Annotated in this window: 11 protein-coding genes; all 11 read left to right on the plus strand. The window is 61.4% G+C overall.

Annotation, left to right across the window (positions count from 1 at the left end):
- The first annotated feature begins 5 nt into the window (after positions 1–5).
- Positions 6–911 (plus strand): sugar kinase, encoded by a 906-nt coding sequence (locus tag EYQ35_10235; GenBank protein HIF64512.1) that lies wholly within the window; start codon positions 6–8, stop codon positions 909–911.
- Positions 912–913: 2 nt separating this feature from the next.
- Positions 914–1915 carry a glycosyltransferase gene (locus EYQ35_10240; protein ID HIF64513.1) on the plus strand — a complete coding sequence of 334 codons (1002 nt, stop codon included), beginning with the start codon at positions 914–916 and terminating at the stop codon, positions 1913–1915.
- Between the two features lie 69 nt (positions 1916–1984).
- Positions 1985–3304, plus strand: a complete 1320-nt coding sequence (locus EYQ35_10245; GenBank protein HIF64514.1) for a UDP-glucose/GDP-mannose dehydrogenase family protein — start codon at positions 1985–1987, stop codon at positions 3302–3304.
- Between the two features lie 19 nt (positions 3305–3323).
- Positions 3324–4280: an SDR family oxidoreductase gene (locus tag EYQ35_10250; protein ID HIF64515.1), complete on the plus strand. Its 957-nt coding sequence runs from the start codon at positions 3324–3326 to the stop codon at positions 4278–4280.
- A gap of 35 nt (positions 4281–4315) precedes the next feature.
- Positions 4316–5236, plus strand: coding sequence for an NAD-dependent epimerase/dehydratase family protein (locus EYQ35_10255; protein ID HIF64516.1), 921 nt, complete (start codon positions 4316–4318; stop codon positions 5234–5236).
- 47 nt (positions 5237–5283) lie between these two features.
- On the plus strand, positions 5284–7080 hold the full coding sequence (lepA, locus tag EYQ35_10260) for an elongation factor 4 (GenBank protein HIF64517.1): 1797 nt from the start codon (positions 5284–5286) through the stop codon (positions 7078–7080).
- Between the two features lie 8 nt (positions 7081–7088).
- Complete coding sequence (lepB, locus tag EYQ35_10265; protein ID HIF64518.1) at positions 7089–7727, plus strand: signal peptidase I; 639 nt, start codon at positions 7089–7091, stop codon at positions 7725–7727.
- 216 nt (positions 7728–7943) lie between these two features.
- Positions 7944–8489: a bifunctional pyr operon transcriptional regulator/uracil phosphoribosyltransferase PyrR gene (gene pyrR, locus EYQ35_10270; protein HIF64519.1), complete on the plus strand. Its 546-nt coding sequence runs from the start codon at positions 7944–7946 to the stop codon at positions 8487–8489.
- Between the two features lies 1 nt (position 8490).
- Entirely contained in the window at positions 8491–9519 is a 1029-nt protein-coding gene (locus tag EYQ35_10275; GenBank protein HIF64520.1) for an aspartate carbamoyltransferase catalytic subunit, read from the plus strand.
- Positions 9519–10829 carry a dihydroorotase gene (locus EYQ35_10280; GenBank protein ID HIF64521.1) on the plus strand — a complete coding sequence of 437 codons (1311 nt, stop codon included), beginning with the start codon at positions 9519–9521 and terminating at the stop codon, positions 10827–10829. Before EYQ35_10275 ends, EYQ35_10280 begins: the two co-directional genes overlap by 1 nt.
- Positions 10826–12001, plus strand: coding sequence for a glutamine-hydrolyzing carbamoyl-phosphate synthase small subunit (carA, locus tag EYQ35_10285; GenBank protein ID HIF64522.1), 1176 nt, complete (start codon positions 10826–10828; stop codon positions 11999–12001). Before EYQ35_10280 ends, carA begins: the two co-directional genes overlap by 4 nt.
- The last annotated feature ends 2 nt before the right edge of the window (positions 12002–12003 follow it).

Consider the following 12003-nt stretch of genomic DNA (forward strand, 5'->3'; position numbering starts at 1 on the left):
ACGAAGTGTGTGTGGTGGGCTCTGTGGCCCTTGATTCGGTGGAGACGCCGGGAGGCCGGGCCGACGATCAGCTGGGCGGGTCGTGTTCGTATTTTTCGCTGGCGGCGGCCTTCTTTGCCCCGGTGAACATGGTGGGCGTGGTGGGCCGTGATTTTCCCGACGAGAAAAGGGAGTTCCTGGCCTCGCGGGGTATCAACATGGATGGTCTCGACACAGTTGACGGCGATACCTTTCGCTGGTCGGGGCGCTACCACGAAAACATGAACGTGCGTGACACGCTCGACCTGCAACTCAACGTTTTTGAGAGCTTTAATCCACGCCTTCCCGAGGCTTGCAGGAAGAGTGATTTCGTTTTCCTGGCCAACATCATTCCGTCGGTACAGGCGGGTGTTCTCGAGCAATTTGATTCGCCTCTCATCGTGGGTGCCGACACGATGGACATCTGGATAGACGACGCTCGCGAGGACCTTGAGGCGTTGTTGAAAAACGTCGACCTGCTCAGCATAAATGATTCCGAGGCCGTGCAGCTGGCGGGCGAAGCCAACGTGGTGCGCGCAGCCCGCCGCATACTCGACATGGGGCCTGATACGCTGTTGGTCAAGCGGGGCGAGTACGGTGCCCTCCAGTTTTCAGCCGACGATATATTCGCCGTGCCGGCGTTTCCGCTCGAGACCGTGGTGGATCCTACCGGAGCTGGAGATTGTTTTGCCGGCGGCCTGTTCGGCTCCCTGGCAGAGGCGGGCGAGGTCAACAGGCGGTCATTGAGGAGAGCGGTCGTGTACGGGAGCGTCGTAGCGTCTTTCGCTGTGGAAGGCTTCGGGGTCGAGGGGTTGCGGCAGGTGGAGAGAGAAGACGTCGAACGTCGTTTTCGAGAATTCATGGCCCTGACGGATTTTCACACGGAGGACTAGATATGGATTACTCGGTAGTACTCCCGGTATTCGACGAGAAGGACAATCTCGAACCCCTGCACGCGGAGTTGACGGTGGTGATGGAAGCACTGAAGTGCTCCTACGAGATCATCTACGTCGACGATGGTTCAGCGGATGGTTCGCTGGACGTACTGCGACGCTTACACGACGACGACGACCGTGTGAGAGTGATTTCCTTCAGGCGTAATTTCGGCCAGACTCCAGCCATCGCGGCAGGCTTTGACGCTTCTAAGGGCGACGTGGTCATCACCCTGGACGCAGACCTGCAGAACGACCCGGCCGATATCCCGCGCTTGCTCGAGAAGATGAAAGAGGGCCACCAGGTGGTCAGTGGCTGGCGACGAGAGCGCAAGGACACCCTGCTTCTGCGGCGCCTGCCCTCGGTGATTGCCAACGCGCTCATAAGATCTGCCACCAACGTGCGCGTTCACGACTACGGTTGCATGCTCAAGGTCTACGATGGCGACATAGCGCGGGGGCTGCGCCTCTACGGGGAGATGCACCGTTTCATTCCGGCCATGGCCTGGGATCTTGGCGCGTCGGTTGGCGAGGTGGTGGTCAACCACCGGCCCAGGGTGGCAGGAGTTTCCAAGTACGGCCTGTCGCGTGCCACCCGGGTGGTGCTCGACCTGCTTACGGTTAAATTTCTATCGGTGTTCTCGACTCGTCCGCTGCACGCGTTCGGCCTGTTCGGCTTTGCCCTGGGAGTGCCCGGCACGCTGATGCTGGGCTGGCTGGGTTTTGATCGCCTGGTTTTTGGCGTCGAACTTGCTGGTCGTCCCATCGTGATGCTGGCCATTCTGCTGGTGGTCATGGGCGTCCAGTTTGTTACCATGGGCCTGTTGGCCGAAATGCTGGCCCGCACTTACCACGAGAGCCAGTCAAAACCCGTGTACGTGGTGGCCGTGGACCTGCCGGCGGAGCAGGACGCTGGCGAAGCGGGGGGCTCGCTGACCGCGGTCAGTGGGACAGCAAAGGCCTGACGATTGGGCGCGGTATAGCCTGTTGTTGAGCGGCCCCCGGCTTGATACACTCTAGGACTCGGAGACATCGTGAAAGTAACAGTTGTAGGAACCGGATACGTCGGCCTGGTCGCGGGTACGTGCTTTGCTGAAAGTGGCAACGACGTGATCTGCGTAGACATAGACGAGGCCAAGATAGACCGCCTCCAAAGAGGCGAGGTTCCAATCTACGAACCCGGCCTCGAGGAACTCATTCGGCGCAACGTGACCGAGGGGCGTCTCTCGTTCTCCACCGACCTGGCGGGAGCGGTTCGCCACGCGCTGGTGTGTTTCATCGCTGTGGGAACCCCCCAGGGGGAGGACGGATCTTCGGACCTTCGATACGTCATCAAGGTAGCCGAAGACATAGGCGCACTGATTGACGGCTACCGCGTGGTGGTATGCAAGAGCACGGTGCCCGTGGGTACGCACTTGAAGGTACGCGAGGCAATAGAGTCGAGAACCAACCATGAGTTTGACGTAGTCTCCAACCCCGAGTTCATGAAAGAGGGCGCCGCGATCGATGACTTCCTCAAGCCCGACCGCGTGGTGGTGGGATGTGACAGCCCGCGAGCGGGCGAAATCATGACGGACCTCTATGATCCCTTCGTGCGCGGCGGTGCACCGATACTGGTTATGGACAACGCCAGCGCCGAGATGGTCAAGTACGCAGCTAACTCGTTGCTGGCGACCAAGATTTCGTTCATGAACGAAATTGCGAACCTCTGCGAAGGGGTCGGCGCCGACGTGTCGCTGGTGCGCCGTGGAGTAGGACTGGACGCGCGCCTGGGTATGAGTTTTTTATACCCCGGACTCGGCTACGGCGGTTCGTGTTTTCCCAAGGACGTACGGTCGATAATCCACACGGCAGCCGAGGCGGGCCTTGAGTTTACGCTGCTCAAGGCCGTCGATGACGTTAACAACCGTCAGAAACGAAGGTTGTTCGAGAAAATCTTTGCCTACTACGACGGCGAACTCGGCGGCAGGCACTTCGCGGTCTGGGGCCTGGCTTTCAAGCCGCGTACCGACGACATGCGTGAAGCCCCTTCGGTGGGCCTGGTAGAGGATCTTCTTGGAGCCGGCTGCACTATCAGCGTGCACGATCCCGAGGCGATGGACGTAGCGCGTGAAATATTCGGCGACCGGGTCAGCTACCACCGGCAGAATTACGAGGCGCTCGATGGTGCCGACGCGCTGCTGGTGGTCACCGAGTGGAACGAGTTCCGTCGTCCAGACTTCGAGAGAATGAGGCGTCGATTGAAAGAGCCCGTGGTATTCGATGGACGCAATCTCTGGGAACCGTCCGACATGGCTGAACTGGGATTTACTTATTTTCCCATCGGCCGTCCGGCCGTGAGCGCAGACGCCTGAACGAAGAGGGGGGACGAGCATGTCGAGAATAGTCGTAACCGGGGGGGCCGGCTTCATCGGCTCCCATTTGTGTGAGCGTAACCTCGCGGATGGTCACGAGGTGGTCGCGATCGACAACCTTCTGACCGGCGACATCGACAACATAGCCCACCTCATGGGCGACCCCGGCTTTACTTTTCAGCAGCAGGACTGCACCCACTACATCCACGTGAGCGGCCCCGTCGACGCGATCATGCACTTCGCGTCGCCGGCGAGCCCGGTGGACTACCTGGAGCTACCGATCCAGACCCTCAAGGTTGGCTCGCTGGGCACGCACAACGTGCTCGGCCTGGCCAAGGCCAAGGAGGCCCGCATCGTGGTGGCCTCCACCTCGGAGGTCTACGGCGACCCCCTGGTACACCCGCAGACGGAGGACTACTGGGGCAACGTCAATCCCATCGGCCCGCGCGGAGTGTACGACGAGGCCAAGCGTTTTCTCGAGGCCATCACGCTTGCCTATCACCGCACGCACGGGTTAGAGACCAGGATAGGGCGTATCTTCAACACCTACGGGCCTCGCATGCGCATGCGCGACGGGCGGGTGGTGCCCAACTTTATGTGCCAGGCGCTGAGGAACGAATCGATCACGGTTTACGGCGACGGCGACCAGACGCGCAGTTTCTGCTACGTCAGTGACCTCGTTGAAGGCATGGTGCGTTTATTGTGGTCGGAGGAAACAGGCCCGGTGAACCTGGGCAATCCAGCCGAGATGACCATAATGCAGTTCGCCGAGAAGATCCGAGACACGGTTGGTTCAACGGCACCCATCGTGCACGAGGAGCTGCCCGTGGATGACCCCAAGGTAAGGCAGCCCGATATAAGCAAGGCCCGCCGCGTGTTGGACTGGGAACCCGTTGTCCCGTTGGAAACAGGGCTTGAATCCACGGTTGCTTACTTTCGCGAAAAGCTAGCCGCCGGTGGAGAGCTGCCGGGCTGAAGAGCTGTCGGTCGGAAAAGCAACAGAATGATTAAATGAAAATTATCGTCACTGGCGGAGCCGGGTTCATTGGCTCTCACTTGAGCGAGGCCTGCCTGGCGGCCGGCCACGAAGTCACCATCGTCGACGACCTTTCGAGCGGGCACAGTGAAAACGTGCCTTCGGCTGCCCGCTTTGAGCAGCTCGACATCCGCTCGCCCGAAGCTGCCGCGCTGGTGATCGAAACGGCGCCCGACGTTCTCATTCACCACGCCGCGCAGATGAACGTGCGGGTGTCGGTGGACAAGCCTGCCTACGATGCCGACATAAACGTCCTTGGATTCATCAACTTGCTCGAGGCCGCACGGCAGGTGGGTACCCGGCGGGTGATTTTCGCTTCGTCGGGCGGCACCGTCTACGGCGAGCCCGAGCAGCTGCCCTGCGGTGAGGATCAGCCCCTGCTGCCGGTCTGCCCCTACGGCGTGAGCAAGCTGGCGGGCGAGCAGTATCTCTACTACTACAGCCGCTGCCACGGTATTGGCTACACCGCGCTGCGCTACGCTAATGTATACGGCCCGAGGCAGGACCCGCACGGAGAGGCGGGTGTAGTAGCGATTTTCTGTCGCAAGCTGATCGCGGGTGATGATCCGGTGATATACGGCGACGGCGAGCAGACCAGGGACTACGTTTACGTGGGTGACGTGGTGCGTGCCAACATGGCGGCCATCGAAAAGAACCATGACGGCGGCATCAACATAGGCACCGGCAAGGAAACCAGCGTCAACTACCTCGCCGAGAGGATGATAGCCTCGCTGGGCTCTGACAACACGCCCAGGCGCGAGGACGCCCGCCCGGGGGAGGTCCAGCGTTCGGCGCTCGACGTGACCCTCGCCGGTAAGGTGCTGGACTGGGAGCCCCTGACCTCGCTCGATGAGGGACTCGCGGCGACGATAGAGTTCTTTCGCTCGCGTTCTTAGGCGACACCCCGTATTTATTCTCTGGCCCCGCCGTACTCTCGCGCTCGATGAAAGAATCTCACATACGAAACTTCTGCATCGTGGCCCACATAGACCACGGTAAGTCGACGCTGGCGGACCGCTTGCTCGAGGCTACGGGCACCGTCGCCGAGCGCGATATGTCGGAACAGCTGCTCGACGACATGGAGCTGGAGCGCGAACGGGGCATAACCATAAAGGCCCGCGCGGTGCGCATGAACTGGGTTGCGGCCAATGGCGAGGAGTACGAGTTCAACCTGATTGATACTCCGGGGCATGTAGATTTCAGCTACGAGGTGTCGCGGTCGCTGGCCGCCTGCGAGGGCGCGCTGCTGGTGGTCGATGCGACCCAGGGAGTCGAGGCCCAGACACTCGCCAATGCCTACCTTGCCATAGACCACGACCTTGAAGTGATGCCCGTGCTCAACAAGATAGACCTCGTGAGCGCGGAACCGGCGCGGGTCAAAGAAGAAATTGAAGAAGTTGTCGGGCTTGATACCTCGGACGCGCTCGAGATAAGCGCCAAGACCGGCGTGGGAGTACCGGCACTGCTGCAGGCTATCGTCGACCGTGTGCCGCCACCGAAAAAGGGCAGGGCCAAGCTCCGCGGGCTTCTCTTTGACAGTTGGTTCGACCCCTACCACGGCGCGATGATCATCTTGCGTATCTTCGATGGGCGCCTCCGCAAGGGCGACCGCGTGAGGCTGATGCGGCAAGGTGGGGTCCACGAAATCACCAAGGTTGGCGTATTCGCACCCGAGGCCGTTGACGTTGATTCGTTGGGGCCGGGCGAAGTCGGATTCGTGGCCGCGGGGATAAAGGATATCCACGAAGCCCGGGTTGGTGACACCATAACCCATCGGGACGATCCCTGTGAGGCCGCGCTCGAGGGCTTCGTCGCGGTCAAGCCGATGGTATTTGTCGGGCTCTACCCCGTAGACAGTAACCAGTACGAAGCGTTGCGTGACGCGATCGAGAAACTCAAGCTCAATGACTCTTCGTTCTCGAGTGAACCCGAGACATCAGCCGCGCTGGGTTTTGGTTTTCGATGCGGTTTTCTCGGGCTGCTGCATATCGAGATTACCCAGGAGCGGCTGGAGAGGGAATTCGGCCTCGAGCTGGTTACCACCGCACCCACGGTTGCCTACCTCGTTACCCGCAAGGATGGCAGTACGCTGACCATAGATAGTCCTGCGCAGCTGCCCGATCCCGTGGACGTGGAGAACATCGCCGAGCCGTGGATTGCTGCGACCATACATGTACCGGCCGACCACCTCGGCGGGGTGCTGGGGTTGTGCGAGGATCGCCGCGGCGTTCAGTCGGGTATGGACATACACGGCGGTAACCGGGCCGTGGTTCGCTACGACCTGCCCATGGCCGAGGTGGTGTACGATTTTTACGACCGACTGAAATCAGTGTCCCGCGGCTATGCGTCGCTGGACTACGAGCCGCTGGATTTCAGGGTTTCCAAGCTCGGCAGGCTCGATCTGCTACTCAATGGCGAGAGGGTGGACGCCCTGTCAGTCATATGTCACTCCGACCGTGCGTATCGTCTGGGCAAGGAGCTGGCCCTCAAGCTCAAGAAGATTATCCCCAGGCAGATGTACGAAGTTGTTATACAGGCGGCGACCGGCAGTCGCGTAATAGCGAGGGAAACCGTGAAGGCCCTGCGTAAAAATGTGACCGCTAAGTGTTACGGCGGCGACATAACCCGCAAGCGCAAGTTGCTTGAGAAGCAGAAAGAAGGGAAAAAGAGAATGAAGCAGGTTGGCAGGGTAGAGATTCCGCAGGAGGCTTTTCTCGCGGTGCTCAAGATCGACGGATAGGACTGGGCGTGTCTTCCAGAAAAGATAAAACCGAAACGGAAGCCGCGAAACCTGCCGCGTGGCGCGAGTATGCCGAGGCGCTGCTGGTCGCGGTACTGCTGGCGTTCTTCATCCGCAGCTTCGTCGTTCAGGCCTTCAAGATTCCCAGCGGCTCGATGCTGCCGACCCTGGAGATTGGCGACCACCTACTGGTGAACAAGTTTCTCTATGGGATACGGGTTCCTTTTATCGGCGGCCGTATCCTCGACTTCAAGGATCCCGAGCGCAACGACGTCGTGGTGTTTATATACCCGCGTGATCGCTCCAAGGATTTTATAAAGCGAGTTGTCGCCCTTGGCGGGGACACCATCGAAGTGCGCAACAAGCGCTTGTTCATCAACGGCGAGAGAGCAGAGGACCCTTTTGGTGTCTACGGTCCTGACATCATATCGCGACGCCGCGGCCCGCGAGACAATTTCGGGCCGTTCACGGTTCCCGAGGGCGAAGTGTTCGTGATGGGCGACAACCGTGACGCCAGCCACGACAGCCGTTTCTGGGGTACCGTGCCCGTCACAGAGATCCTGGGAAAAGCCTTCGTGCTCTACTGGTCCTGGGACGCACATGCTTTCAGCCCCCGTTGGTCGCGCATAGGCGACCGTATCCCCTGAGTTGGTCCGTCACCCGCTGCGCCGGGTGGTCTTTTTGACATGCCGCGGCGCTGGCGGTAACCATGCGGACGCCTTTTAATCCGGTCCCGCGAGGCCGGCAAGGGTGGCCATGAAAGCAGCAACTACGTTTTATCTGACCGCGGGTGCGTTCGCGCATCCGATCAAGGGCTCGCCCCGGGGTATTTTTACCTGCGGGGCTTTTGTTTGTGGGCCGCGATGGGGCCTCGCACTGTGAGCGCCAGGCCGGTGCTCGATTCGGGTAGCGTGGGACGCGTGCTGTTGCGCATCGCCCACGAAATTCTCGAACGCAACGGAGGCGCTGACCTGGCCCTGGTAGGTATCCGGACCACCGGCGTGCCACTGGCCGGCAGGCTGGCCGCTACCATGAAATCGATTGAGGGGCGCGCGCCCGACCTTGGAAGCGTGGACGTGACCATGTACCGCGATGACCAGGGCCGCCTGGGGACGGCCGCGGTTGTCGGGCAGACAGACATTCCCTTCGATATAACTGACCGCACTGTTGTGCTGGTGGACGACGTCCTGTTCACGGGGCGGACAATTCGCTCGGCGCTGGACGCGCTGATGGACTTCGGCCGCCCCGCGGCCGTGCAGTTGGCCGTGCTGGTAGACCGCGGACACCGAGAGCTGCCGATACGTGCCGACTACGTCGGCAAAAACATCCCTACGTCGATAGACCAGACGGTGCAGGTACGCCTCGCCGAGCTCGATGGTGAAGACGCGGTCTACCTGGAGGGAGACTGATATGGCACAGGAAGTCAGGCATCTGCTGGGTATGGAAGGCTTATCGTCCGAGGACATTACGCTCTTGCTCGACACGGCGGAGTCGCTCGCCGAAGTCTGCGAACGCGACGTCAAAAAAGTGCCCACGCTCAGGGGCAAGACGGTGGTCAACCTGTTCCTCGAGAACAGCACGCGCACGCGAATTTCGTTTGAGATCGCGGCCAAGAGATTGTCCGCCGATTCGATAAACATATCTGGCTCGGGTTCGAGCATGTCCAAGGGGGAAACCCTGGCCGACACGGCGCGAAACCTGGCTGCCATGGCGCCCGACGCGATAGTGGTACGCCATCCGTCCGCCGGAGCCGCGCGCCTTCTCGCCGACATAGTGGGTTGCCACATCATCAACGCCGGCGACGGCAGTCATGAGCACCCCACACAGGCGCTGCTGGATATACTCACCATAAGGCAGCACAAGCCCCGACTGGCCGGCCTCAAGGTGGCCATAGTCGGCGATATCCTGCACTCGCGTGTCGCGCGGTCCAACCTCTTTGCGCTGCGTACGCTGGGTGCAGAGTTGCGACTCGCGGGTCCACCTACACTGCTGCCTCGGGCCTTCGAGCAGTTCGGGGCGAGTATTCATTACGACCTCACCGAGGCGGTAGAAGGGGCCGACGTCATCATGATGCTCAGGGTTCAACGCGAGCGGCAGGAAGGGAATTACTTTCCTGATCTCGATGAGTATGCGCGGTACTTCTGCCTCACCGAGGAGGTAGTGAGCCGCGCCGCCGACGACGTAATCATCTTGCATCCCGGGCCGATGAATCGCGGCATAGAGATCTCCAGCGGTGTGGCCGACGGTCCCTGGTCGGTGATGATGAACCAGGTTACGAACGGGGTGGCCCTGCGTATGGCGGTGCTTTACCAGCTTATCGTTCCGGGTGCCGACGGTATAAGGGGCAGCGAGACGGACGAGGCGACTGGCGTGCGGGGAAGCGGCGACTCGGTGTTGCCGCCAAGACAGGCGGGCGGTGCATCCGGGGGAGGGGCCTGATGGGCACTGACGAGAAATTGCTGGTACGCGGGGGACGGCTTCTTGACCCGGCCTCGGGTCGCGACGAGCCGGCCGACCTGCTGATCGAGGACGGAAAAATAGCCGGCAGTGCCGCCCCGGGCTCGATTGAGGCCAACGGCCACCGGGTGATAGACGCCGAGGGCAAGATCGTTTGTCCCGGTTTTATCGATATCCACGTGCATTTGAGGGAGCCCGGCTACGAGTACCGCGAGACGGTGGCTTCGGGCTGCAGGTCGGCTGTGACCGGCGGCGTGACCTCGGTGGCGTGCATGGCCAACACCAAGCCAGTGAACGACAACGCGGCCGTCACCCGGCTGATACTTGATCGGGCCCGCGAGACGGGCCTCGCAAACGTGTTCCCCATAGGCGCGGTTTCGGTGGGCCTGCAGGGCAAGGAGCTGGCCCGGGCGGGCGAAATGCACGAAGCCGGCTGCGTGGCTCTTTCTGACGACGGTATGCCGGTAATGAACTCGGGCTTGATGAGGCGCGCCCTGGAGTACTCGAGCATGTTCGGCATTCCGGTCATCGCCCACGAAGAAGACTGCGCGCTCACCGAGGGCGGCGTGATGAACGAGGGCTTGACCTCGGTACGCCTGGGGCTGGGAGGTATGCCGGCCGCGGCCGAGTCGGGCATGGTGGCGCGCGATATCGAGCTCTTACGCATGACGGGAGGGCACCTTCACATAGCCCACGTATCAACTGCCGAATCAGTGGCTATGATACGCGAAGCGCGGCGGCAGGGGCTGAATATAAGTTCGGAAGTAACTCCGCACCACTTCATGCTTGACGAGACAGCGGTCGAGGGCTACGAGACGCGCGCCAAGATGAACCCACCCCTGCGCACCAGTCGCGACATCGAGGCCCTGCGCGAAGGCCTCGCCGACGGCACCTTCGATTGCATAGCCACCGATCATGCCCCTCATCATCGGGACGAGAAAGCCCTGGAAATGGACAGCGCACCCTTTGGCATAGTGGGCCTCGAGACACTGTTGCCGCTTTCGCTGTCGCTTGTGCGCGATGGGGTGATAGACCTCAACCGCATGATCGAACTGATGACCGCGGGGCCCGACCGCGTGATAGGCGTGGACAGGGGAACCCTGGCCGTGGGTGCGCCCGCCGACGTGACCGTGTTTGATCCCGAGAGGGAGTGGACCTTCAGCGCGATTGAAGCCAGTTCGGCTGCGAGCAACAGCCCGTTTGACGGGTGGAAAATGACCGGACGAGCCGAGTACACGGTGGTAGCGGGAAAAGTGGTCTGGGATAGCGAACAAGAAGGAGCAGGAAAGTGAGCGAGCGGGCGACGCTGGCCTTGGCCGACGGCCGGGTGTTTTACGGAAAATCGTTCGGCGCGCCCGGAAAGCGCGACGGCGAGGTGGTTTTCAATACCTCGATGGCTGGCTACCAGGAGATCATCACCGATCCGAGTTACGCGGGCCAGATAGTGGTCATGACCTGCACCGAGATCGGCAACGTGGGCGTGAACCCCGAAGACGACGAGAGTTTCGGTGTCCGCCTGTCCGGGTTTGCCGTGAGGGAATACTGGAGTACTCCGAGCAACTGGCGGTCGGTGCAGTCGCTTGGCGACTGGATGCTGGAGCGGGAGATCGTCGGTATCCACGACATCGATACCCGCGCACTGGTGAGACACATCCGCGATCACGGCGCCCAGCAGGGAGTCATTGCCAGTGGCGAAGTAGACGAGCGCGCCCTGGTGGAAGAGGCCGCGGCCTTGCCACCCATGGAAGGCCAGGATCTCGCCAGCGTGGTGACCTGCGCGCAACCCTATTCCTGGCGACGGGGAACGTGGTCTCTGGCCGACGGACACGCCAATCCCAGTCTAGAAGGTCCACTGGTCGCTGTCCTCGACTTCGGCGTTAAGCTCAACATCCTGCGCAACCTCTGCGACCTGGGTTGTCGGGTGGCGGTGCTTCCCTCGGGCAGTGATGCCGAGAGCGTGCGAGCGTTGAACCCCGACGGCCTGTTCCTGAGCAACGGGCCGGGTGACCCCGACGCCGTCGAAGGAGCGGTGGAGTTGGTGAGGCAGCTGCTGCCCGACTATCCGACCTTCGGCATCTGCCTGGGCCACCAGGTGCTCGCACTTGCCCTGGGCGCAAAGACTTACAAGATGAAGTTCGGCCATCACGGTGGCAACCAACCGGTGCAGGAAATAGACACGGGCGTCATCGACATTACTTCGCAGAACCACGGCTTCGCGGTGGACGCTGATTCGCTTCCGGACACAGCAAGGGTGACCCACATCAATCTAAACGACGGGACGGTGGAGGGGCTCGCGCATCGCGGGCTCCCGGTATTCAGCGTGCAATATCACCCCGAGTCATCGCCCGGCCCGCACGAGGCGCGCCACTTGTTCGATCGTTTTATTGACAGCATGGCGATCGGCACGTCGGCGGCTGCGACCGAGGGCCTGTTGCAACGCGATCTCGTGGCAGGGAGGGGCTGAAG

Source organism: Candidatus Binatota bacterium (genome assembly GCA_012960245.1).
Classification (GTDB): domain Bacteria; phylum Desulfobacterota; class Binatia; order UBA1149; family UBA1149; genus UBA1149.